Raw genomic sequence first — 23,518 nt, 5'->3', positions numbered from 1 at the left:
TAACAGTCCCCACGACGAAAGGAACCACCATGAGCACCGCCAAGGCAGTCACCGACGCGTCCTTCGAGAGCGACGTCATCACCTCCGACAAGACGATCCTGGTCGACTTCTGGGCCGAGTGGTGCGGCCCGTGCCGCGCCGTCTCGCCGATCCTCGACCAGATCGCGGCCGAGCACTCCGACAAGATCGAGATCGTCAAGCTGAACGTCGACGACAACCCGCAGACCGCGGCGAAGTACCAGATCACCTCGATCCCCGCCATGAAGGTCTACCGCGGTGGCGAGGTCGTCAAGACCGTCATCGGCGCGAAGCCCAAGCAGGCCCTCGAGGCCGACCTGGCGGAGTTCCTGGCGTAGTCGACAGACCGCATCGAGAGCCCGCCCAGCACCACGCTGGGCGGGCTCTCGTGGTCTCACCGCCGCACCAGGCATAGTCTTGAGCGATTCACCCTCCGACCGTTAAGGACGCAGATGAGCGACAAGGGCACCAACCTCGATCCGTGGTACGACTCGTACGCCGACCGCACGGCCGGCCTGAGCGCCTCCGAGGTCCGAGCCCTGTTCGCCGTCGCCTCCCGCCCCGAGGTGGTCTCCCTGGCCGGCGGCATGCCCTACGTGTCGGCCCTGCCCCGTGAGCTCGTCACGGGCTCGATCGACCGCGTCATGTCGAAGGGCGGGGGCGCGATGGCGCTCCAGTACGGCTCGGGGCAGGGCACACCGGCGATCCGCGAGCACATCATGCAGATCATGGCGATGGAGGGGATCCGCGGCAGCGCCGACGACGTCGTCGTCACGACCGGCTCGCAGCAGGCGCTCGACCTGGTCACCCGGCTGTTCATCAACCCGGGCGACGTCGTGCTGGCCGAGTCGCCGAGCTACGTGGGCGCCCTGGGCGTCTTCAAGGCCTACCAGGCCGATGTGCAGCACGTCGCGATGGACGACGAGGGGCTGATCCCGGAGGCGCTGCGAGAGGCCATCACGGCCGTCACCTCGCGGGGCGGCACGATCAAGTTCCTGTACACCATCCCCAACTTCCACAACCCGGCCGGTGTCACGCTCTCGTGGGCCCGCCGGCTCGAGATCCTCGAGATCTGCCGCAGCGCGGGCATCCTCGTGCTCGAAGACAACCCGTACGGGCTGCTGTCGTTCGACGAGCCGGCCCCGCAGGCCATGCGCTCGGTCGACGACGAGGGCGTCATCTACCTCGGCTCGTTCTCGAAGACGCTCGCCCCCGGGTTCCGCGTCGGCTGGGCCCTGGCCCCGCACGCGATCCGCGAGAAGCTGATCCTCGCGAACGAGTCGGCCACCCTGTCGCCGAACTCGTTCGGTCAGTTCGTCATCACCGAGTACCTCGATCAGGCCGACTGGCGGGGCCAGATCGACATCTTCCGCGATCTCTACCGCGAGCGGCGCGATGCGATGCTGTCGGCCTTGGGGGAGTACCTGCCGTCGCTCAGCTGGACGCGCCCCGAGGGCGGCTTCTTCGTGTGGCTGTCGCTGCCCGACGAGCTCGACTCGAAGGCCATGCTGCCGCGGGCCGTGAAGGAGCTCGTCGCCTACACGCCCGGTACGGCGTTCTACGCCGACGGGGGAGGGCGACAGAACATCCGTCTGTCGTTCTGCTACCCGACGTCCGAGATGATCAAAGTCGGCGTGGCCCGGCTGGCGACCGTGATCAATGGCGAGCTCGATCTGCTCAACACGTTCTCGGGGGCGCAGCTCGGCAAGCCCAGCCGTCAGCGCGAGGGCGTCACGATGCCTCCGCCGAACATCTCCTGATCAGGCTTTTACCCGTAACACCGCTCTCTCTCCCGAAGGATCACCGGCCATGAACTCGAGCCCTCTGCGCAACGTCACCGTCCTCGCCGGCGGCATCTCGCACGAGCGGGACGTGTCGCTGCGATCAGGGAGGCGCGTGGTCGACAGTCTCACCTCCCACGGCATCACGGTGGAACTGCGTGATCCCGATGCGACTCTGCTGGCTCACCTGACCGAGACGCGGCCCGACGTCGTGTGGCCGGTGCTGCACGGGGCGAGCGGTGAGGACGGCGCTCTGCGGGGCCTACTCGAGGCGCTGGACATCCCGTTCGTCGGCAGCACCTCCGCCGCGGCGCGACTCGCATGGGACAAGCCGACGGCCAAAGAACTCGCCCGTCGAGCCGGGGTTCTGACCCCTCGCGGACTCACGCTGTCGCACGACGCGTTCCGCGAGCTGGGCGCCGCGGGAGTCCTCGCAGCGATCGCCGACGAGCACCCGGTGCCCGTCGTGGTGAAGCCGGCCCGAGGAGGCTCGGCGCAGGGAGTCACGGTCGTCGAGTCCGCAGATGGCCTGCCCCGTGCGATGGTCGACGCCTACACGTACTGCGACGACGTGATCGTGGAGCAGAAGATCACCGGCACCGAGATCGCCGTCGGGGTCATCGACACCGGTGATGGTCCGACGGCGCTGCCAGCTGTGGAGATCGTGCCGCGGAGCGGCTTCTACGGGTTCGACGCGCGCTACAACGCGGGGGAGACCACCTTCTTCACACCCGCGCGTCTCGACGATGACGCTGCTGCTGGTGCGGCCCGGGCTGCGGTCGCGGTGCACGAGGCACTGGGGCTGCGGCACCTGTCGCGGGTCGATCTCATCGTCGATGCGGCGGGTGCCGCGTGGTTCCTCGAGGTGAATGTACTGCCCGGGCTCACCGAGACCTCTCTCGTACCCATGGCACTCGATGCCGCTGGCTTCGAGCTCGGCCTCGTCTATGCCGCGCTCGCTGAGAAGGCAGTGCGCGACCACCAGTAGGTCTGCCACGCCGATCTGTGTGGCTGTGTTTCACGTGAAACCCGGTGGAAGTGCGGCACTCTCTCGCGTTAAAACTCCTTCATGTGCCTCGTCGCGCTACTGAGGCACGTGCGCCGGTCCCGTTTCACGTGAAACGTACCGACTTGACCGACGACACACGGACCTTTGCACCTGGCGCACGGCGCCGGGCACCCGCAGACCCTAAACCCCAAACCCCGGATCCCGAGCCCCGAACCCATCACCTCGTACTTGCACGCTGCGTGCCTGCCCACCCGCGGACCCGGCACCTCCCTCTCGAACACCCGCGCACCTGCGCACCTCCGCACTTGCGCTCCGGCGCACCGGCGCTCCGGCGCACCGGCGCACCGGCGCACCGGCGCACCGGCGCAGGCGACTATGCGTAGATGGACCACCGCCATCGATTCACATACCTGCGCAACCACATGCGCCCTCTCCGTGGTGTCCTGACACAGCCGCAAGTTAGATCGCCGCAGTCCTGCCCGTCGCATGGCCCTGCGGATGTATTGCTCGGGCGTCGCGCCACGATCGGCGACTCGGATATCCCGACACAGCACGGAAGAACAGGTCGTACCGTCGAAACTGCTGTTCACAGACATGTGACAGCGCATCGGCGTCCAGCGACGAGCATCACAGCATGGCTATCACAGAGACGAGCAGACCCTCTAGATCGCCGTGCACGCCCCTGCACGGTACGACCGCGACAACGAACGGTGCCCGGACCCGGGCCAGGGCGAGACTGAAGGGCAGGCCCACCTACCAAGCCAGGCGATGAATCGGGTCTGTACGCAGCCAGTGTAAGTAACAGGACTGCCCAGCATCCTCGACGTCGAAACGCCCCCTCCAAGGAGGGGGCGTTTCACGTGAAACACGACCGCCGAGACGGCCAGTTCGACCTCAGACCACGGGATCCTGGCCCAATTCGCCCAGGATACGGTTCAGGTCGTCGATCGTGGCGAAGTCGATGGTGATCGACCCCTTTCGCGCACCCAGGTTGACCTTTACCCGTGTCTCGAGCCGGTCGCCGAGGCCCTCGGCGATCTCGTCGAGGTGCGCTTGGTGGCGGCCGGCCGCCTTGGTGGTCTTGGCCTTGGCCGGAGACCCTGCAGCGATCGCCTCAGCCTGTCGGACGGAGAGATCCTCGTTGACGATCTTCTCCGCGAGACGCTCCATCAGCACGGGGTCGCCCGTCGACAGGATCGCCCTTGCATGACCGGCCGACAGCACGCCCGCAGCCACCCGGCGCTGCACACTGGCCGGCAGCCTCAGAAGGCGCAGCGTGTTCGTGATCTGAGGTCGGCTTCTGCCGATGCGAGTGGCGAGTTCATCCTGAGTGATGCCGAAGTCGGCAAGAAGTTGCTGATAGGCGGATGCTTCCTCCAGCGGGTTCAGCTCAGCCCTGTGCAGGTTCTCCAGCAGAGCATCACGCAGCATCGCGTCGTCAGCGGTGTCTTTGACGATCGCCGGGATCGTCGCGAGACCCAGCTCCTTCGTCGCGCGGAGTCTGCGCTCGCCCATGACGAGCTCGTACTGCACCGGCGTCGTCTTCTTGCCCTTGTTCGGCAGGGGCCGTACGACGATGGGCTGCAGCACACCGACCTCGCGGATCGACGTCACGAGCTCAGCCAGCTCCTCGTCACGGAACTCCGTGCGCGGCTGCTTCGCGTTCGGAACCACGTCGAGGGGATTGAGGTTCGCCAACCGAGCCCCGGGCACCGCGACCAGGTCTTCCGCCGTCTGCTGCGCCGTGGGGAAGAACACGTCGACAGGGCGTCCCTGTGTCTCGTCGTTCACGGGGATGAGAGCGCCGATGCCGCGCCCGAGTCCGGTTCTCTTCGTAGCCACTACTGGGGTGCTCCTCGGTGTGCGAGTTCGGCGGCCGCCTCGAGGTACGAGATCGACCCGGGGGAGTTCTGGTCGTAGCTGATCACGGTCTGCCCGTAACCAGGGGCTTCGCTGATCCGCACCGAGCGGGGGATCAGCGTCTTGAGCGCCTCCTTGGGGAAGTGCTCGCGTACGTCGGCGACGACCTGCTGCGCCAGGTTCGTGCGCCCGTCGTACATCGTCAGCAGGATGCTCGACACGGCCAGACGCGGGTTGAGGTGCTTCTCGATCAGCTGGATGTTGCGGAGCAGCTGGCTCAACCCCTCCAGCGCGTAGTACTCGCACTGGATCGGGATCAGGACTTCTCCTGCAGCGACGAACGCATTGATGGTGAGGAGACCCAGTGACGGCGGGCAGTCGATGAACACGTAGTCGTAGCGCTGGCCCGCAGCCTCTGTCCGCTCGAGGTGTGCTTCCAACGCCGTGCGGAGCCTCTGCTCACGGGCGACGAGAGAGACGAGTTCGATCTCAGCACCGGCGAGGTGGATGGTGGCCGGGATGCAGAACAGGGTGTCGAACTCGGGGCTCTGCTGCACGACGTCGTCCATGTTGCCGTCGTTGACGATGACGTCGTAGACGCTCGGGGTGTCCGCCCTGTGGTCGACTCCGAGAGCGGTCGAGGCGTTGCCCTGGGGATCGAGGTCGATGACGAGCACGCGGGCGCCACTGCGAGCCAGGGCGGCGGCGAGGTTCACCGTCGTCGTCGTCTTACCCACACCACCCTTCTGGTTCGACACGGTCAAGACCCGTGTCTCCGCCGGCGGGGGAAGCGGCGCACGCGACAGTGCCGCCTTGCGCCGATTCAGGTCGGCGAGCTCCCGAGCCAGGGGAGTGGTGCCGTCGTAGTCAGTGGAGGAACTCACCGGATGGATTCTCCGAATCGCCATGTTTCACGTGGAACAACGTGGGTGCCGCCCGACGAACACAGTCGAACACCGAGGAGGCGCGGCGACAGGTCGAGCACTGGCTCAACTTTAGCTTGCAGCACCGACAAAGCACGGAGGTGAGCGTGCAATAACAAACAAAGCGTCGAAACTCCTGATCAAGGGTAGTTCAGGTACCAAATCGGGTGTCGCATGCGTCAAACACTCTCTCAGCGCTACAGCCACCACGAGTCGCACCCCGACGCGACCGAACGCGCTCAGATCGGCTCCTGTGGAGCCGGATCGCGCCTCCTGAAGGTGGTCACGCCAGGGTGGCGCGGAACACCCGGGTCGTCTCGGCCGGGTCGACCACGCCGACGCCCAGCTCGATCACCTCGACGTCGACGAGATGGTTCTTCGCGATGACCTTGCGAGCCGCGTCGACCTCGGCATCGACCCGCGCGCCCTTCATCAGCAGCAGCTGGCCGCCCGTCTTCACCAGGGGAGCGGTCAGCGGGATCAGCTTCGACAGCGCCGACACCGCGCGGGCGGTCACCTGGTCGAGCCAGCCGTCGAGCTCGACCTCCTCGGCACGTGCCCGCACGACCTCGACGTTCGTCAGGCCCATGCGCTCGGCCTCGGCACGCAGCCAATCCGTGCGACGCTCCATCGGCTCGATCAGCACGAGCGTCGCGCCGGGTCGTGCGGCCGCGAGCACCAGGCCGGGCAGACCCGCACCCGACCCCACGTCGCCCACGCGGCCGTCGACGAGGAGCGGAGCGACGAGACCGGAGTTGACGATGTGCCTCGTCCACAGCCGCGGCAGCTCGAGCGGGCCGATCAGACCGAGCTCTTCGCCGTACTGGGCGAGATCACGTGCGTACTGCCGCACCACGTCGATGCGGTCGCCGAAGATCTCGGCGGCGACGGCCGGTTCGGTCTCGAGGGTGCTCTGGTCGGCCATCGGTCGTTCGACGTGCCGACTCAGGCGCGGGTGATGACGGTGTGGCGGTCGCGGCCTTCGCCCTCGGACTCCGAGGTGAAGCCACGGGCGGCCACGATGTCGTGGACGAGCTTGCGCTCGTACGACGACATGGGGGGCAGCGACGCCGCGGTGCCGCCCTCTTCGAGCTTCTCGACCGCACGGTCGACGAGGGCCCCGAGCTCCGCCTCGCGGATGGCGCGCGAGCCGCCGATGTCGAGGATGAGCCGCGAGAACTCACCGGTCTTGGTCTGCACCGCGATGCGCGTCAGCTCTTGAAGGGCGTTCACCGTGTCCGGCTTCGACAGCACGCGGAGGTTGCCCTCGCCCGTAGAGTCCACCGAGATGTACGAGCGGCCGGCGCGGACCTCGATGTCGATGTCGCCGTCGAAGTCGCAGATGTCGAGCAGCTCTTCGATGTAGTCGGCGGCGATCTCACCCTCGTCGAGGTCGCCCGTCGAGGAGGCGCGGGTCGCGTTCTCGTCGGAGCCCTCGGCGGCACTCGGGTCGACCCGCGCCTCCTCGGGGGACTCGGTCTCGGAGGCGACGCCCTCGGCGTCGGTCGGCTGCGTGTTCGTCACGTCGTTGTGGTCCGTCTCGCTCGTCACTTCTTGTTGCCGTTCTGCTTCTTGGCGCGGTTCTTGCCCACCGGCTGAGTGCGCTGGGTGGTCTTCGGCACGGCCGGAGCCGACTCGATCTCGGTCACCGTGATCGCGGGCAGACCCTGCCCCTTGCGCTGCTGCTTGCGAGCGAGGCGCTCTTCGCGGGCGAGCGCGGCCTCGCTGCCGGGCGTGGGCATGTTGCGGATGACGATGAACTGCTGCGCCATCGTCCAGATGTTCGAGGTCAGCCAGTAGAACATGACGCCGAGGGGGAACGAGAGACCCGAGAAGACGAAGACGAGGGGCAGCACGTAGAGGAGCATGCGCTGCTGCTTGAACATGGGGCTCGCCTTGGTCTCGGGCGACATGTTCTTGGAGACGATCTGCAGCTGGGTGATGAACTGCGACGCGGTCATGACGACGACCATGCCCGCGGCGATGAGACGCACCTCCCAGGTGGTGGCGCTGAGGAAGGTCTCCTTCAGCGGTGCGCCCCAGAGGGTCGCCTCGCCGAACGACGTGGAGAGCGCCTGGTTCAGCAGGCCGACCCCGACGCCCTCGCGCTGGGCGTTCTGCAGCACCGAGAAGAGGCTGAAGAAGATCGGCATCTGGATCAGCAGCGGCAGGCACGAGCTGAGCGGGTTGGTTCCGGTGTCTTTGTACAGCGCCATGGTCTCGCGCGACATGGCCTCGCGGCTGAACTGGTCGCGCTTGCCCTTGTACTTGTCTTGGATCTTCTTGAGCTTGGGCGCGATCTCCATCATGCGTCGCTGGCTCTTGATCTGCCGGACGAAGATCGGGATGAGCAGCGCGCGCACGACGAGCACCAGGCCGACGATCGACAGCACCCACGTTCCGCCCCAGTCGAAGCCCATGCCCGCACTGGTCAGGAGTTCGTGGAAGCCGACGAGGATCGCCTCGACGACCCACTTGAGGGGCCAGAGGATGGTGTCGATGAAGCCCATGGTGTTCGGGTCAGCCCTTTCCGTGGCTCTGTACGAGGAGACCGTGCGGTGCGACGGGAGCGGAGGCTCGAGCCGCACGACGGGGGAGCACGAAGCCGGAGCCCGTGATCGAGAAGTTCTGGAACCGCGGTTCGGGGACGTCGTCGATGCCGCCCGCCGCCCAGGGGTTGCACCGCGCGATGCGCCAGGCGCCGCGAGCGGAGCCGGCGACGACGCCGTACCGCTGGATCGCTTCGAGCGCGTACCGCGAGCACGACGGGTGGTACCGGCAGACCTCGCCGTAGAGCGGGGAGATGACCGCCCGGTAGGAGCGGAGCACGACGATCGCGACGTTGCGTGGAAGCAACGACACGAACAGTACGAGTTCTCTCACGCTTTCACGACCTTGTCGACGACCCCTGAGATATCCCTCAGCAGGGTAGACCAGGAAACGTCGACACTGCCTGGCAAAGAGCGGATCACGATGTCGGTGCCCGGAGGCAGCGACGGCAGCAGCTCGTGGCAGACGTGCTTGAGGCGACGACGCACGGTGTTGCGGGCGACCGCATTGCCCACGGTCTTGGCCACGATGAACCCGAACCGGACGTCGCCGCCGTCGTCATGACGACGCACGTAGACGACCGAGTGCGCCGTGGCCGACTTGCGGCCACGGCGCACGGTGTTTCGGTAGTCGTCTGCGCGGACGATCCGGTTGGCTCTGGCCAACACCGGGTGCGACTACGCGGAGAGTTCGGTGCGACCCTTGCCACGACGGGCGGCGAGGATGGCGCGACCCGCACGGGTGCGCATGCGAGCACGGAAACCGTGCTTCTTGGCGCGGCGACGGTTGTTCGGCTGGAACGTTCTCTTGCTCATGGTGTTTTCTCCAGTGATGCGGACCTGGCCTGCTGCCATGATCCGAGAAGTCTTGTACAGCCCAACTGGCTGAAATCAACTGATTAAAAGTACGCGGCATCGGCCCTGCGGTCAAACGGCAGCCTCGGGGGAGTTTATCCACAGTGTTGAAAACTCCGATTGCAGAAGACATACTCATCCGAACTAGGGTGGGTACCTCCCGCTCCGGATCCGCGTAAACACGGGGAACGAGCACCACTCCCGGCTGAATCGGCCACCGCCGACCCGTGGACAAAGCTGTGCATAACTCGGTACGCCGAGATGCCGTCGCCCCCGGGGCGCACGGCGTGCCCAGCACGCAGATCACCGGCAGAAAGAGAAATCCCCGTGGCGAACACCGTCGATCCGGTCCAGGACCTCTGGCGGTCCGTGCTCGCGAGTCTGACCACCGACGACCGCATCACCCCCCAGCTGCACGGCTTCATCAGCCTGGTCGAGCCGAAGGGCGTGCTCGGCGGCACCCTCTACCTCGAGGTGCCCAACGACCTCACCCGGGGCATGCTCGAACAGCGCATCCGGGGTCCGCTCCTCGAATCGATCGCCGCGCTCGGCGACGACTCGGTCGCGAGCTTCGCCATCACGGTCAACCCCGACATCACGCCCGACACCCTCACCCAGCAGCCCGAGCAGACCGAGCCGGCCCACTACATCGAGGCCCCGTTCGTCCCCACCCCGGTCGAGTCGCCGACCACGGGCAAGCGCAACGACTCGCGACTGAACCCGAAGTACAGCTTCGACAACTTCGTCATCGGGGCCTCGAACCGGTTCGCCCACGCCGCCGCGGTCGCCGTGGCAGAAGCGCCGGCCAAGGCCTACAACCCCCTCTTCATCTACGGGTCGTCCGGTCTGGGCAAGACGCACCTCCTCCATGCCATCGGCCACTACGCCGAGACGATGTACCCGGGCATCCGCGTCCGCTACGTCAGCAGCGAGGAGTTCACGAACGACTTCATCAACTCGATCGCGAACAACCGCTCGAACCTGTTCCAGCAGCGGTACCGCGAGATCGACATCCTCCTGATCGACGACATCCAGTTCCTGCAGGGGAAGGACAGCACCCAGGAGGCGTTCTTCCACACCTTCAACACGCTGCACGATCACGACAAGCAGCTGGTGATCACGAGCGACCTGCCGCCGAAGCACCTGACCGGCTTCGAGGACCGCATGCGCTCGCGCTTCGAGTGGGGCCTCATCACCGACGTGCAGGCGCCCGACCTCGAGACCCGCATCGCGATCCTCCGCAAGAAGGCGCAGAGCGAGAAGCTGCAGATCCGCGACGAGGTGCTCGAGTTCATCGCCACGAAGGTGTCGAGCAACATCCGCGAGCTCGAGGGCACGCTCATCCGGGTCACGGCGTTCGCGAGCCTGAACCGGACGGCCGTCGACCTGGCGCTGGTGCAGACCGTGCTGAAGGACCTCATCACGCTAGATGAAGACAACATCATCGCGCCGGTCGACATCATCAACCACACCGCCGACTACTTCAAGCTCTCGGTCGACGACCTCTACGGCTCGTCGCGGTCGCAGGCGATCGCGACCGCGAGGCAGATCGCGATGTACCTGTGCCGCGAGCTGACCAGCCTGTCGCTGCCGAAGATCGGTCAGCTGTTCGGCAACCGCGACCACACGACGGTCATGTACGCGAACAAGAAGATCAGCGAGCTGATGAAGGAGCGCCGGTCGATCTACAACCAGGTCACCGAGCTCACCAGCCGCATCAAACAGGACACCCGCTACAAATAAGGGCCCGGTCGAGGGGCGAGATCGTCACCTCCCGGCAGCACCGTCCGAACGGGCGTCGACCATCGGTCGGCGCCCGTTCGTCGTCTCGTCGACCTGCAGGAGGCGCGCAACAGCACCCAAGGAGACCGGACGATCCCACAGTGTGGATAACCTGTGGAAAGTGGTGGATAACTTGGGGGCCGGTTGTTCACGGATGACATGACCCTGTGGGAACAGCCCTCGACCCCACCGGCGGTCGTCCCGGAGTTTGTGATTCCGGTCCACACCGAGTGCACAAGTCACACGGTTGTAGTTCCCTGTCGCCGCGGGGTTTTTAACAGGTTATCCACACTGTGCACAACGGTTAAGACTGTTAATCCTCATTACAAGAAATCATTGGAGAGACAACCTTGTGGACGGATCGAGGGCCCTCGAGGCCACGGGTCCGGGGCGCCGATTGCTGTGCCAGTATTAACCGGCCATCCACGAGCAGGTAGTCGATAGGGGTCCCCCGCGTGAAGTTCCAGGTCAACCGTGACGTCTTCAGCGATGCCGTCTCCTTCGCGGTGAAGCTCCTTCCGCAGCGCACCACGCTGCCGATCCTGAGCGGGGTGCTGATCGAGGCGGACGCCGACGGCCTCACCCTGTCGTCGTTCGACTACGAGGTCTCGGCTCAGACGCAGATCCCCGCCGAGGTCGACGAACCCGGCACGATCCTCGTCTCCGGGCGTCTGCTGGCGGACATCGCGAGTCGCCTGCCGAACGCTCCCGTCACGTTCTCCACAGAGGAGAACCGCATCGCGGTCAGCTGCGGGTCCGCCAACTTCTCGTTGCTGAGCATGCCCGTCGAGGAGTACCCGACGCTGCCGACGGTGGGCGAGCAGTCGGGTGTCGTACCCGGCGACCGCTTCGCACTGGCCGTCTCGCAGGTCGCCGTCGCCGCGTCACGCGACGACGTCACCCCGGTCATCACGGGTGTCCAGCTCGAGGTCACCGAGAACGCACTCTCGCTCGTGGCCACCGACCGCTACCGCGTGGCCGTCCGAGGTATCGACTTCGACCCGGGCACCGCGGCCAGCGCCGAGACGACCACCGCGCTCGTCCCGGCCCGCACCCTGCAGGAGGTCGGCAAGACCTTCGGCAACGCGACCACCGTCTCCGTGTCGATCACCGGCAGCGACGACCGCGAGCTCATCGCGTTCCAGGCCGGCAACAAGACCGTCACCTCGCTGCTGATCAAGGGCAACTTCCCCCCGGTCAAGCGGCTCTTCCCCGAGACCGTCGAGAACTACGCCGTGATCAACACGGCCGAGCTCGTCGAGTCCATCCGCCGCGTCTCGCTCGTCCTCGAGCGCGAGGCGGCCCTCAGGTTCACGTTCACCATCGACGGCCTCACCCTCGAGGCCATCGGTAGCGAGCAGGCGCAGGCGTCAGAGTCGATCGATGCGTTGTTGACGGGAGAGGACACCGTGGTCTCGTTGAAGCCGCAGTTCCTCCTCGACGGTCTCGGAGCAGTCCACTCCGAGTTCGTCCGCATCTCCTTCACGAAGACGGAGAACCCGAACAAGCCCGGTCCGGTGCTGATCACCAGTCAGTCCTCCAAAGACCAGGCAGGCGCTGACAGCTACAAGTACCTGCTGCAGCCCAACCTCCTCCTGCGCTAGACGCGCCCCCCAGAGCAGGCGCCCACCCGCGCCTCCCACGAACAAAGGAAACCTATGCACATCGGCCTCGTCGGTCTCGGCAAAATGGGCAACAACATGCGTGCCCGCCTCCGCGACAAGGGCATCGAGGTGACCGGTTACGACGCCAACCCCGCCGTCTCCGACGTCGCCACGCTCTCCGATCTCGCCGCCGGGCTCCCCAGCCCCCGCATCGTCTGGGTGATGGTCCCCGCGGGTGACATCACCGCCGCCGTCATCGAAGACCTCTCCAAGGAGCTCTCCGAGGGCGACCTGGTCATCGATGGCGGCAACAGCAAGTTCACCAGCGACTTCGCGAACGAGAAGCTGCTCGGCGCCAAGGGCATCAAGTACATCGACGCCGGCGTCTCGGGCGGTGTCTGGGGCAAAGACAACGGGTACGGCCTCATGGTCGGCGGTTCCACCGAGAACGTCGCCGTCGCACAGCCGATCTTCGACGCGCTCCGTCCCGAGGGCCCCCGCGAAGAGGGCTTCGTGCACGCCGGCGACACCGGCGCAGGTCACTACGCGAAGATGGTCCACAACGGCATCGAGTACGCGATCATGCAGGCCTACGGCGAGGGCTACGAGCTCCTCGAGGCCCGCTCCGACCTGATCAAGAACGTGCCCGGCACCTTCAAGGCCTGGCAGCGCGGCACCGTCGTGCGCTCCTGGCTGCTCGAGCTGATGGTCCTCGCCCTCGAGGCCGACCCGAAGCTCGCCGAGATCTCGGGCTACGTCGAGGACAGCGGCGAGGGTCGCTGGACTCTCGAAGAGGCGATCAACCACGCCGTGCCGATGCCGACGATCAGCGCGTCGATCTTCGCGCGCTTCGTCTCGCGTCAGGGCGAGGGTTCGCCGACCATGAAGGCCGTCGCCGCGTTGCGCAACCAGTTCGGTGGCCACGCGGTCAAGAAGGCCTAGCGCCTCTCCGGCCCGCGTGCGAGTACTGCATCTCAGTCTCACCGACTTCCGCAACTACACCACTGCAGAAGTCGGCCTCGCGCGCGGGCCGAACCTCTTCGTCGGCAGCAACGGCCAGGGCAAGACGAACCTGGTCGAGTCGCTCGGCTACCTCTCGAGTCTCGGCTCGCACCGCGTCTCGAGCGACGCCGCCCTCATCAGACAGGGCGCCGACTCCGCGATCGTCCGGGCCCGACTCGAGGCCGACGGTCGCGAGCTGCTCGCCGAGGTGCAGATCAACCGGTCGTCGGCGAACCGGGCGCAGATCAACCGCGGCGCGATCAAGCCCCGCGAGCTGCCGCGCTACTTCACCAGCGTGCTGTTCGCCCCCGAAGACCTCGCGCTCGTGCGAGGCGAACCGTCGGGTCGCCGCCGGTTCCTCGACGAGCTGCTCGTCGCCCGATCACCTCGCTTCGCCGGCGTCCAGACCGACTACGAGCGGGTGCTGAAGCAGCGGAACACCCTGCTCAAGTCGGCCAGGGCCAGCGGCGTCAAGGCCGGTCAGCTCGGCACCCTAGACATCTGGGACGAACGTCTCGTCGCCCTCGGCAGCGAGCTCATCATCGCGCGCGATCGACTGGCCGCCGATCTCGCCCCCGAGGTCGCCCGCGCCTACGCCGCCGTGGCCGGTGAAGACCACCGGGCCCGGCTCGCCACCGTGCTGAGCATCCGCGGGTCCGTCCCCGACGACGAGACCGCGGCGGCCGCGGAGGTCCCCGACGAGGCGATCCCGGCCGAGTCCGTCGCCGACGTGTTCCGCGAGGCGCTCGCCCGCGTGCGTCCCTCCGAGCTCGATCGCGGTCTCACCCTGGTCGGGCCGCACCGCGACGACCTCTTCCTCTCGTTGAACGGCCTCCCGGCACGCGGTTACGCCAGCCACGGCGAATCGTGGTCGTTCGCTCTGGCATTGAAGCTCGCGTCGGCGGCGGTCGTCCGCTCCGAGTCGGCCACCGGCGACCCCGTCATCGTGCTCGACGACGTGTTCGCCGAGCTCGACGGATCCCGCCGCGAGCGTCTCGCCGACGAGGTCGCCGGCTACGAGCAGGTGCTCATCACCGCCGCGGTCGAGGGCGACGTGCCGCAGCGGCTGAAGGCGCACACCGTGCGCATCGCGGCCGGCACCATCGTCGACGAGGCGACCCCGTGACCGACGCGCCCGATCCGTCCGAGACCGGCGCCGCGCCTCCTCCGGTCCCCGGCCCGCAGCTGCCGCCGGTGGAGCCGCCGCCCGCCGACGAGGCGCAGCGGGTGTATCTGCGCTTCCGCCGGGTCTTCGGCGACCCCACGAGCCGGTCGCGCGACGGTCGACGACGCAAGGCCATCAAGCTCGGATCGCCGAGTCAGCCCTTCGGCACGGGTCGCGAGCCACGGGGCATCGCCGACGTGCTCGCCAGCGTCACGACCGAGATGGGCTGGAACTCCCCGCTCGCGCAGTCCGAGCTGATGGAGGCGTGGCCCGCGCTGGTGGGCGACGAGCTCTCGGGGCACTCGCATCCGGTGTCGATCGACGACGGCACGCTCACCGTGCAGTGCGATTCGACGGCCTGGGCGACGCAGCTCCGTCTGATGCGCGGACAGGTCACCACGACCATCGTCCAGAGGTACCCCGAGGCGGGCATCCAGTCGGTGCGATTCTTGGCACCCAACGCCCCGACCTGGAAACGCGGTCCCAGATCGGTTCCAGGGCGTGGTCCTCGCGATACCTACGGGTGACGAGGGTGAATCGTCCAAGGCGGTGGAGAAAATCCCTCTGAGGGCGGATTTCGCCCCGTCGCGGACGGGCCTGCGGTAGACTCGGAAGGTCGTCCGCCGGCCTCTCCAGGGGTTCGGAGAACGGGCGTTCCACCCTCGTCCCATCCGGCAGGAGCCTCCCCGCACATGTCACCTGACACCACCGACGCCCAACCCGACCACTCTTACGGCGCCGGCGACATCCAGGTGCTCGAAGGGCTCGAGGCCGTCCGCAAGCGACCGGGCATGTACATCGGCTCGACAGGGCCCCGGGGTCTGCACCACCTCGTGTACGAGATCGTCGACAACTCGGTCGACGAGGCCCTCGCGGGGCATTGCGACCACATCGAGATCACGATGCGCGAAGACGGCGGCGTGCGCGTCGTCGACAACGGCCGCGGCATCCCGGTCGACATCCACCCGGTGGAGGGGCGGTCGACGGTCGAGGTCGTCCTCACCGTGCTGCACGCCGGCGGCAAGTTCGGCGGTGGCGGGTACGCGGTCTCGGGCGGTCTGCACGGCGTCGGCAGCTCCGTCGTCAACGCGCTCTCGAGCGAGCTCGACGTCGAGGTCCGCCGCCAGGGCAACGTGTACCGGCAGAGCTTCACCGACGGTGTGCCCGTCGCCCCGCTCGCCAAGGGCGAGGCGGACGAGACCACCGGCACCACGATCACCTTCTGGCCCAACGCCGAGATCTTCGAGAGCATCGAGTTCGACTACGAGACGCTCCGCACCCGATTCCAGCAGATGGCCTTCCTGAACAAGGGCCTCCGCATCGAGCTCAGCGACGAGCGCGTGCAAGAGGACGACGCCGAGCCGAGGCACGACGTCTTCCACTACGAGAAGGGCCTCGTCGACTACGTCGAGTACCTCAACACGGTGAAGAAGGTCGAGACCGTCCACGACGACATCATCGCCTTCGAGCAGGAGGACACCGAGAAGAAGATCTCGCTCGAGGTCGCCATGCAGTGGAACACCTCGTACCAGGAGAGCGTCCACACCTACGCGAACACGATCAACACGCACGAGGGCGGCACCCACGAAGAGGGATTCCGTGCGGCGCTCACCACGCTGGTCAACCGCTACGCGAAAGACCCGAAGAACAAGCTGCTGAAGGAGAAGGACGACAACCTCACGGGCGACGACGTCCGCGAGGGCCTGACCGCCGTCATCTCGATCAAGCTGGGCGAACCGCAGTTCGAGGGTCAGACGAAGACGAAGCTCGGCAACACCGAGGCGAAGTCGTTCGTGCAGAAGGTCGCGTTCGACCAGATCACCGACTGGTTCGACCGCAACCCGCGTCAGGCCGCCGAGATCGTCCGCAAGGGGATCCTCGCATCGCAGGCCCGCATGGCCGCCCGCAAGGCGCGCGAGCAGACCCGCCGCAAGGGCGTGCTCGAGTCGAACGGCATGCCCGGCAAGCTGAAGGACTGCCAGAGCAAAGACCCCTCGCTCAGCGAGATCTTCATCGTCGAGGGCGACTCGGCCGGCGGTTCGGCCGTGCAGGGGCGCAACCCCGAGACCCAGGCGATCCTGCCCCTCCGCGGCAAGATCCTCAACGTCGAGAAGGCCCGTCTCGACCGCGCGCTCGGCAACAACGAGGTCCAGGCGATGATCAAGGCCTTCGGCGCCGACATCGGCGAGGACTTCGACCCCGACAAGGCCAGGTACCACAAGATCGTGCTGATGGCCGACGCCGACGTCGACGGCCAGCACATCACGACGCTGCTGCTGACCCTGCTGTTCCGCTACATGCGTCCGCTGATCGACCTCGGCTACGTCTACCTCGCACAGCCGCCGCTCTACAAGCTCAAGTGGAGCAACGCGCCGCACGAGTACGTCTACAGCGACGCCGAGCGCGACGCCGTGCTGGTGTCGGGTCGCGCCGCCGGCAAGCGGATCCCCAAGGAGAACGCGATCCAGCGCTACAAGGGCCTCGGCGAGATGGATTACAAGGAGCTGTGGGAGACCACGATGGACCCGGAGACCCGCACCCTGCTGCAGGTGACCCTCGAGGACGCCGCGGCCGCCGACACGATCTTCGACACCCTGATGGGCGAGAACGTCGAGTCGCGACGCAACTTCATCCAGCAGAACGCGAAAGACGTGCGCTTCCTCGACATCTGACACGCGCCTCCGGTGATCCGGAGGACATCCGCGCCCCGCGGAGCAGATCGGGGCCGACGACGACAAACGGAGAATCATGGCCGACGAGCCGACAGACACCCCCGAGGGCACCGACCCCGAGGTCACGCCCACCTTCGCGGCGGCGCTGAAGCGCGACAGCATCGAGCAGGTCGACCTCCAGCTCGAGATGCAGCGCTCGTACCTCGACTACGCGATGAGCGTCATCGTCGGGCGCGCGCTGCCCGAGGTCCGCGACGGCCTGAAGCCCGTGCACCGCCGGGTCATCTACGCGATGTACGACGGCGGGTACCGCCCCGACCGCGCGTTCTCGAAGTGCTCACGCGTCGTCGGCGACGTCATGGGTCAGTTCCACCCGCACGGCGACACGGCGATCTACGACGCGCTGGTGCGTCTGGTCCAGCCGTGGAGTCTGCGCTACCCGCTCGCGCTCGGCCAGGGCAACTTCGGCTCGCCCGGCAACGACGGCGCCGCGGCACCGCGGTACACCGAGACCAAGATGGCGCCGCTCGCACTCGAGATGGTCCGCGACATCGACGAAGACACCGTCGACTTCCAAGACAACTACGACGGCCGCACGCAAGAGCCGGCCATCCTGCCCAGCCGGTTCCCGAACCTGCTCGTCAACGGCTCGGTCGGCATCGCGGTCGGCATGGCCACGAACATCCCGCCGCACAACCTGCGCGAGGTCGCGTCGGGTGCGCAGTGGTACCTCGAGAATCCCGAGGCGTCGCGCGAAGAGCTGCTCGAGGCGCTCATGCAGCGCATCAAGGGGCCCGACTTCCCGACGGGCGCGCAGATCCTCGGCGTCAAGGGCATCCAGGACGCCTACCGCACGGGTCGCGGCTCCATCACGATGCGCGCCGTCGTCAACGTCGAAGAGATCCAGGGTCGCACCTGCCTCGTCGTCACCGAGCTGCCGTACCAGGTCAACCCCGACAACCTGGCGATCAAGATCGCCGAGCTCGTCAAAGACGGTCGCGTCGGCGGCATCGCAGACATCCGCGACGAGACCTCGGGTCGCACCGGTCAGCGACTCGTCATCGTGCTCAAGCGCGACGCGGTCGCGAAGGTCGTGCTGAACAACCTCTACAAGCACACGTCGCTGCAAGAGAACTTCGGCGCGAACATGCTCGCGATCGTCGACGGCATCCCGCGCACGCTCGCGCTCGACGGCTTCATCTCGGCCTGGGTCGATCACCAGATCGACGTCATCCAGCGGCGCACCCGCTTCCGTCTGAAGAAGGCCGAAGCCGACGTGCACATCCTGCGCGGCTACCTGAAGGCGCTCGACGCCCTCGACGAGGTCATCGCGTTGATCCGCCGGTCGCCCACCGTCGAGGAGGCGCGGGTCGGCCTGATGGACCTCCTCACGGTCGACGAGATCCAGGCCTCGGCCATCCTCAACCTCCAGCTGCGCCGTCTGGCCGCCCTCGAGCGGCAGAAGATCCAGGAGGACGCCGACAAGCTCGAGCGCGAGATCGCCGACTACAAGGACATCCTCGCGAAGCCCGAGCGCCAGCGCACGATCGTCAGCGACGAGCTGGCCGAGATCACCGAGAAGTTCGGCGACGACCGGCGCACCGAGATCATGTTCGGCTTCGACGGCGACATGAGCGTCGAGGACCTCATCCCCGAAGAGGAGATGGTCGTCACCATCACCCGCGGCGGTTACGTGAAGCGCACCCGCAGCGACAACTACCGCAGCCAGCACCGCGGCGGCAAGGGCGTGCGGGGTGCGCAGCTGCGCGCCGACGACGTCGTCGATCACTTCTTCGTCACCACCACGCACCACTGGCTGCTGTTCCTCACGAACAAGGGTCGCGTGTACCGCGCCAAGACCTACGAGCTCCAGGAGGCCGGTCGCGACGCGAAGGGCCAGCACGTCGCGAACCTGCTCGCGATGCTGCCCGACGAGCAGATCTCGCAGGTGCTCGACATCCGCGACTACGAGGTGGCCCAGTACCTGGTGCTAGCCACCCGCGACGGTCTGATCAAGAAGACCGCGCTCACCGAGTACGACACGAACCGCACCGGCGGCATCATCGCGATCAACCTGCGCGACGACGACGAGCTCGTCTCCGCCCTGCTGGTCGACGAGCACGACGATCTGCTGCTCGTCTCGCGCCACGGGATGTCGCTCCGCTTCACGGCGACGAACGACTCGCTGCGTCCGATGGGTCGGTCGACGTCGGGTGTGAAGGGCATGACGTTCCGCGAGGGCGACACGCTGCTGTCGGCGTCGGTCTCGGACGACGAGGGCTACGTGTTCGTCGTGACCGAGGGCGGCTACGCCAAGCGCACCGCCGCCGACCAGTACCGGGTGCAGAACCGAGGCGGTCTCGGCATCAAGGTCGCCAAGCTCGCGGAGGCGCGGGGCGACCTCGCCGGCGCACTCATCGTCGGCGAGGACGACGAGGTGCTCGTGGTGCTGTCGAGCGGCAAGGTGGTACGGTCTGCCGTGGCCGAGGTGCCTGCCAAGGGCCGCGACACCATGGGTGTCGTGTTCGCACGGTTCGCCGCAGATGATCGGATCATCGCCGTGGCGCGCAACACCGAGCGCAACCTCGTGGCACAGTCCGACGAGGCTGTCATCGATGCCGTCGGTGACAACGAGGCCGTACCGGCCGTCAGTCCCGGAGACGTGATCGACGCCGTCGACACCGACGCCACGACGACCGATGTGCCGAACGACGGCACCACCGGAGAGGAACCGATCAATGAGTAGTGTCGCCGAGCGACTTCAGCGCAAAGCCAAGCGACCTGCGGGCACCAAGCAGGTCAGGCTGAAGCTGGTCTACATCGACTTCTGGTCGGTCGTGAAGCTCTCGTTCCTGATCGCGGTCGCCCTGGGCATCATCACCGTCGTCGCGACGTTCCTGATCTGGTTGATCCTCAACCAGACGGGCATCTTCAACGACCTGGACCAGCTGCTGCGAGACATCCTCGGCGATCAGGACTTCTCGATCCAAGAGTCGTTCAGCATCGGCCAGGTCATGCTCTTCGCGATCGTCGTCGCCATCCTGAACGTCGTGATCGGCACCGTGATCGGCGCCATCGTCGCGGTGCTCTACAACCTCAGTGTGCGTGTGACCGGCGGTCTCCTCGTCGGTTTCACCAACAACTGATCCGTTCCATCGGATCGTCGACGCGGCCGCCGCGTCGACGATTCGGAAACTCCGTCGTGGTGTTGTAGGCTTTACGACGGTTCGGGGGCTATAGCTCAGGCGGTTAGAGCGCTTCGCTGATAACGAAGAGGTCACAGGTTCAAGTCCTGTTAGCCCCACTCCCGTGAGATCCACCAGCGGGTGAAACCCCAGCTCCACGGGGCCTTAGCTCAGTTGGTAGAGCGCCTGCTTTGCAAGCAGGATGTCAGGAGTTCGATTCTCCTAGGCTCCACGAGAAGTACTTCTTTCCCCGCTCCCCGATGTCCTCGGGCAGCGGGGATTTCTTGTCTGTGCTCGTCATGCCTCAGCGCTGGCACGTTCCGGTTCGGCGGGTTCGTGTCATCGGGGGCGGGTCAGCGCTGACCCGCCGCAGATGACACGAACCCGCCGAAGCAGACGTACGGGCAGCGGGCAGCGTGTGCGGGCGGCGGGCAGCGTGTGCGGGCGGCGGGCAGCGTGTGCGGGCGGCGGGCAGCGTGTGCGGGCGCCGGGGAGCGTGTACGGGCGCCGGCTGCACGTGCCGGCTCCGGACGGCGAGAGGGCCCGCATCCGTTGGATGCGGGCCCTCTCGGTGGTTCGGCGGAGACTAAGCCTTCGTGTCGGCGTCGTCGTCCGCGACCCAGAGCTCGTCGTCGGCACGGAGCGTCTGCACGGCGGCGAAGACGAGAGCGCCGAGGGCGATGACGCCCACGCCGATCAGCAGCACGCCGCCGACGCCGGGGCCCGACTTCTTGGGGGCGGGAGCGTACTTCTTCGCGACCTTCGCGCCCTGCTTCTTGGCGTTCTTGACGGCCTTCTGCACCTTGGGGTCATTCGTGATGTCGAGACCGTTCAGGTACGACTGCACGCTCGGGTACACGTCGTGCTTCAGGCGGTCCTGAGCCTTGGTCGCGTACTTGCTGCCGGCGGCGAGACCGGTCGACACGGCCGGGCGGACGTTGTTGTCCACCGCGGAACGGACCCGGGGCACGACCTCCTTGTTGGCGGCCTTCACTCCGGCGTCGCGGACGTCGACGAGGACCTTGCCAGCGTGGCCGAGCACCTCGCGCTGCTCCGTCCACACGTCGGACGCGTGCTTCTTGAACTTCTTCAGTTCCTTCTTCTGCTTGCGTGACAGGGCCACAGTGTTCCTCCAACGAGTAGGCAACGGGGCCAGAGGGATACTGGCTCCTCCATCCTGGCACGACGCAACCTGACAGGGAACACCACGAATTCTGTACCCACCCTGAGGTCGACGGGCCCCTGTGAAAGAATGAGGTCCATGTCAAAGCACACTTCTGTTGCCACCGTGACGACCTCGCTCGGCACGATCAAGGTCAACCTGTTCGGCAACCACGCCCCCAAGACCGTCGCCAACTTCACCGGCCTCGCCACCGGCACCATCGAGTGGAAGCACCCGGGCACCGGCAAGGTCAGCACCGACAAGCTCTACGACGGTGTCGTCTTCCACCGCATCATCAAAGACTTCATGCTCCAGGGCGGCGACCCGCTCGGCCAGGGCATCGGCGGCCCCGGCTACCAGTTCGACGACGAGATCAACCCCGAGCTCGACTTCAGCCAGCCGTACGTCCTCGCCATGGCCAACGCCGGCACCCAGGGCGGCAAGGGCACCAACGGTTCGCAGTTCTTCATCACGACCGTCGCCACCCCCTGGCTGCAGGGCAAGCACACCATCTTCGGCGAGGTGGCCGACGACGAGTCCAAGAAGGTCGTCGACGCCATCGAGGCGGTCAAGACCGACGCTCGCGACAAGCCCCTCGAGGACGTCGTCATCCAGAGCGTCACCATCGACGAGGTCTAAGTGACGCGACCCTCTCCGTCGGATGCGGGCAACTTCTGCTACCGACACCCCGATCGGCAGAGCTTCGTGCTCTGCCAGCGCTGCGGACGGACCATCTGCGGGCAGTGCCAGACACCGGCGGCCGTCGGTGTGCACTGCCCGGAGTGCGTTCGTGAGGCGCGCAGCAACGCCCCGCGGGTCCAGCCCGCGGTCGTGACCCGCATGCGGAGCGCGTCGGCGAGCGGTGCGCCCGTGGCGACGTATTCGCTGATCGGCGTCAGCGTGCTCGTGTACGTGCTGCAGTTCGTCTTCGGTTCCGCTCTGACGAACCAGCTGTCGTTCTCGGCGCCGTTCGAGATCACTCAGCCGTGGCGACTCGTCACGTCGCTGTTCGCGCACGCCGGTCTGCTGCACCTGCTGTTCAACATGTACGCGTTGTTCATCTTCGGCGGGCAGCTCGAGCGGACGCTGGGCCGAGGTCGCTACCTGGCGCTGTACTTCATCAGCGGGGTAGGAGGCGCGGCAGCGGTCTCGCTGATCGCTCCTTTGTCGAGCGTGATCGGCGCCTCCGGGGCCATCTTCGGCCTCATGGCGGCGTTCTTCGTGATCGCCCGCAGTCTGGGCGGCTCGAACGGGGTGCAGCTGCTGGTGCTGGTCGGCATCAACCTGGTGATCGGCATCGTCCTGCCGAACGTCTCGTGGCAGGCGCACGTCGGCGGCCTCGTGGCCGGTGCCGCGGTCGCGTTCGTGTTCTCGAAGACCCGGCATCGGTCGAAGCGCGCGGTCCAGACCGCCGCGATCGCCGGGATCGGCGTCGTCGTGCTCGCGATCGTGTTCTGGCGCTCGTACGAACTCGCACAGGCCTACGGCATCATCTGACCCGGCGAGGGTTCGAACACGCAGACGACAGAAGAGGCGGCTCCGTTCAGGAGCCGCCTCTTCTGTCGTTCGTGGCCGGGCCGGGACTTTTCACACCGTTGTCCACAGAAAGTTATCCACAGGTTTATTAACACTGGGGATAGTTACATCCGTGTAAGTCCGAAGGTGTGTTCTAGCGCCAGCGGGTCGTCATCAGGAACCCGATGAACATGATGCCGAAGCCGACGAGGATGTTCCACGAGCCGATCGACGGCACGGGCAGCGTGCTCTGGCTGACGTAGAAGACGACGATCCAGGCGAGCCCGATCAGCATGAAGCCGAACATGACGGGCTTGAACCACACCGGGTTCGGGGCGTCTGCGGCCGTGCGCGTCTCGCGCGGATCGATGGGCTTCGAGGTGCGGTTCGTGTCTTTGGCCATGGCCGACATCATACCGTGGGGCCTTCAGGAGGC

General features: G+C 66.6%; 23 protein-coding genes and 2 tRNA genes. 15 read left to right on the top strand and 10 right to left on the bottom strand.

The genetic code is table 11. The features are described 5' to 3' along the window. Positions 1-29: 29 nt before the first annotated feature. The 3 genes from trxA (at position 30) to ACZ6JE_RS10545 (ending at position 2,787) form a co-directional block, all read left to right on the top strand. On the top strand, positions 30-356 hold the full coding sequence (gene trxA / locus ACZ6JE_RS10555; RefSeq protein ID WP_055799001.1) for a thioredoxin: 327 nt from the start codon (positions 30-32) through the stop codon (positions 354-356). Between the two features lie 114 nt (positions 357-470). Further along, positions 471-1,778: an aminotransferase-like domain-containing protein gene (locus ACZ6JE_RS10550; protein WP_192061218.1), complete on the top strand. Its 1,308-nt coding sequence runs from the start codon at positions 471-473 to the stop codon at positions 1,776-1,778. A gap of 49 nt (positions 1,779-1,827) precedes the next feature. After that, positions 1,828-2,787 (top strand): D-alanine--D-alanine ligase family protein, encoded by a 960-nt coding sequence (locus ACZ6JE_RS10545; protein ID WP_464318903.1) that lies wholly within the window; start codon positions 1,828-1,830, stop codon positions 2,785-2,787. 915 nt (positions 2,788-3,702) lie between these two features. On the opposite strand, the gene ACZ6JE_RS10540 is transcribed toward ACZ6JE_RS10545, so the two are convergent. From ACZ6JE_RS10540 to rpmH, 8 genes are all read right to left on the bottom strand, one after another. Next, positions 3,703-4,650 carry a ParB/RepB/Spo0J family partition protein gene (locus ACZ6JE_RS10540; protein WP_192061216.1) on the bottom strand — a complete coding sequence of 316 codons (948 nt, stop codon included), beginning with the start codon at positions 4,648-4,650 and terminating at the stop codon, positions 3,703-3,705. Further along, positions 4,650-5,552: a ParA family protein gene (locus ACZ6JE_RS10535; protein ID WP_308196159.1), complete on the bottom strand. Its 903-nt coding sequence runs from the start codon at positions 5,550-5,552 to the stop codon at positions 4,650-4,652. The genes ACZ6JE_RS10540 and ACZ6JE_RS10535 overlap by 1 nt, the downstream gene beginning before the upstream one ends. Before the next feature lie 322 nt (positions 5,553-5,874). Beyond that, positions 5,875-6,516, bottom strand: coding sequence for a 16S rRNA (guanine(527)-N(7))-methyltransferase RsmG (gene rsmG, locus ACZ6JE_RS10530; RefSeq protein WP_464318902.1), 642 nt, complete (start codon positions 6,514-6,516; stop codon positions 5,875-5,877). Positions 6,517-6,536: 20 nt separating this feature from the next. Further along, positions 6,537-7,115 carry a Jag family protein gene (locus ACZ6JE_RS10525; RefSeq protein ID WP_464318901.1) on the bottom strand — a complete coding sequence of 193 codons (579 nt, stop codon included), beginning with the start codon at positions 7,113-7,115 and terminating at the stop codon, positions 6,537-6,539. 23 nt (positions 7,116-7,138) lie between these two features. Then, positions 7,139-8,101, bottom strand: coding sequence for a membrane protein insertase YidC (gene yidC / locus ACZ6JE_RS10520; protein ID WP_192061212.1), 963 nt, complete (start codon positions 8,099-8,101; stop codon positions 7,139-7,141). Positions 8,102-8,111: 10 nt separating this feature from the next. Next, on the bottom strand, positions 8,112-8,474 hold the full coding sequence (gene yidD, locus ACZ6JE_RS10515; protein ID WP_464318900.1) for a membrane protein insertion efficiency factor YidD: 363 nt from the start codon (positions 8,472-8,474) through the stop codon (positions 8,112-8,114). Then, the gene (gene rnpA, locus ACZ6JE_RS10510; protein ID WP_192061210.1) at positions 8,471-8,809 is read right to left on the bottom strand and encodes a ribonuclease P protein component; all 339 of its coding nucleotides are present in this window, start codon (positions 8,807-8,809) and stop codon (positions 8,471-8,473) included. Before rnpA ends, yidD begins: the two co-directional genes overlap by 4 nt. 9 nt (positions 8,810-8,818) lie before the next feature. Further along, the gene (gene rpmH / locus ACZ6JE_RS10505; RefSeq protein WP_043595303.1) at positions 8,819-8,956 is read right to left on the bottom strand and encodes a 50S ribosomal protein L34; all 138 of its coding nucleotides are present in this window, start codon (positions 8,954-8,956) and stop codon (positions 8,819-8,821) included. A gap of 366 nt (positions 8,957-9,322) precedes the next feature. Here rpmH and dnaA point away from each other — a divergent pair, with 366 nt between their 5' ends. The 10 genes from dnaA to ACZ6JE_RS10455 all read left to right on the top strand — a co-directional run bounded on the left by dnaA (position 9,323) and on the right by ACZ6JE_RS10455 (position 20,637). Next, on the top strand, positions 9,323-10,738 hold the full coding sequence (dnaA, locus tag ACZ6JE_RS10500) for a chromosomal replication initiator protein DnaA (protein WP_055799026.1): 1,416 nt from the start codon (positions 9,323-9,325) through the stop codon (positions 10,736-10,738). A 494-nt stretch (positions 10,739-11,232) separates the two neighbouring features. After that, a complete protein-coding gene (gene dnaN, locus ACZ6JE_RS10495) occupies positions 11,233-12,381 on the top strand; it encodes a DNA polymerase III subunit beta (RefSeq protein ID WP_192061209.1) in 1,149 nt (382 codons plus the stop codon). 54 nt (positions 12,382-12,435) lie between these two features. Next, complete coding sequence (gnd, locus tag ACZ6JE_RS10490; protein WP_464318899.1) at positions 12,436-13,323, top strand: phosphogluconate dehydrogenase (NAD(+)-dependent, decarboxylating); 888 nt, start codon at positions 12,436-12,438, stop codon at positions 13,321-13,323. A gap of 16 nt (positions 13,324-13,339) precedes the next feature. Further along, entirely contained in the window at positions 13,340-14,509 is a 1,170-nt protein-coding gene (gene recF / locus ACZ6JE_RS10485) for a DNA replication/repair protein RecF (protein ID WP_192061207.1), read from the top strand. Then, positions 14,506-15,075, top strand: a complete 570-nt coding sequence (locus ACZ6JE_RS10480; RefSeq protein WP_243213707.1) for a DciA family protein — start codon at positions 14,506-14,508, stop codon at positions 15,073-15,075. Before recF ends, ACZ6JE_RS10480 begins: the two co-directional genes overlap by 4 nt. 165 nt (positions 15,076-15,240) lie before the next feature. After that, a complete protein-coding gene (gyrB, locus tag ACZ6JE_RS10475) occupies positions 15,241-17,220 on the top strand; it encodes a DNA topoisomerase (ATP-hydrolyzing) subunit B (protein ID WP_192061206.1) in 1,980 nt (659 codons plus the stop codon). 76 nt (positions 17,221-17,296) lie between these two features. After that, positions 17,297-19,966: a DNA gyrase subunit A gene (gyrA, locus tag ACZ6JE_RS10470; protein WP_192061205.1), complete on the top strand. Its 2,670-nt coding sequence runs from the start codon at positions 17,297-17,299 to the stop codon at positions 19,964-19,966. Continuing rightward, entirely contained in the window at positions 19,959-20,366 is a 408-nt protein-coding gene (locus ACZ6JE_RS10465) for a DUF3566 domain-containing protein (protein WP_243213711.1), read from the top strand. The genes gyrA and ACZ6JE_RS10465 overlap by 8 nt, the downstream gene beginning before the upstream one ends. A gap of 84 nt (positions 20,367-20,450) precedes the next feature. Beyond that, positions 20,451-20,524 (top strand) — tRNA-Ile (locus tag ACZ6JE_RS10460). Between the two features lie 40 nt (positions 20,525-20,564). Further along, positions 20,565-20,637, top strand: a tRNA-Ala gene (locus ACZ6JE_RS10455). Between the two features lie 354 nt (positions 20,638-20,991). Here the strand turns inward: ACZ6JE_RS10455 and ACZ6JE_RS10450 are convergent. Beyond that, positions 20,992-21,528 (bottom strand): hypothetical protein, encoded by a 537-nt coding sequence (locus ACZ6JE_RS10450; RefSeq protein ID WP_243213713.1) that lies wholly within the window; start codon positions 21,526-21,528, stop codon positions 20,992-20,994. Positions 21,529-21,666: 138 nt separating this feature from the next. On the opposite strand from ACZ6JE_RS10450, the gene ACZ6JE_RS10445 reads away from it, so the two are divergent. Continuing rightward, positions 21,667-22,206, top strand: a complete 540-nt coding sequence (locus ACZ6JE_RS10445; protein ID WP_192061203.1) for a peptidylprolyl isomerase — start codon at positions 21,667-21,669, stop codon at positions 22,204-22,206. Next, a complete protein-coding gene (locus ACZ6JE_RS10440; RefSeq protein ID WP_192061202.1) occupies positions 22,207-23,064 on the top strand; it encodes a rhomboid family intramembrane serine protease in 858 nt (285 codons plus the stop codon). It begins immediately after the preceding gene. A 172-nt stretch (positions 23,065-23,236) separates the two neighbouring features. On the opposite strand, the gene ACZ6JE_RS10435 is transcribed toward ACZ6JE_RS10440, so the two are convergent. After that, complete coding sequence (locus tag ACZ6JE_RS10435; protein WP_192061201.1) at positions 23,237-23,485, bottom strand: cell division protein CrgA; 249 nt, start codon at positions 23,483-23,485, stop codon at positions 23,237-23,239. Positions 23,486-23,518 lie beyond the last annotated feature (33 nt).

The organism is Frigoribacterium sp. AC759, from assembly GCF_979256015.1.
The sequence above is the reverse complement of the archived record's forward strand: the minus strand, read 5'-3'. Positions and strand labels throughout refer to the sequence as shown.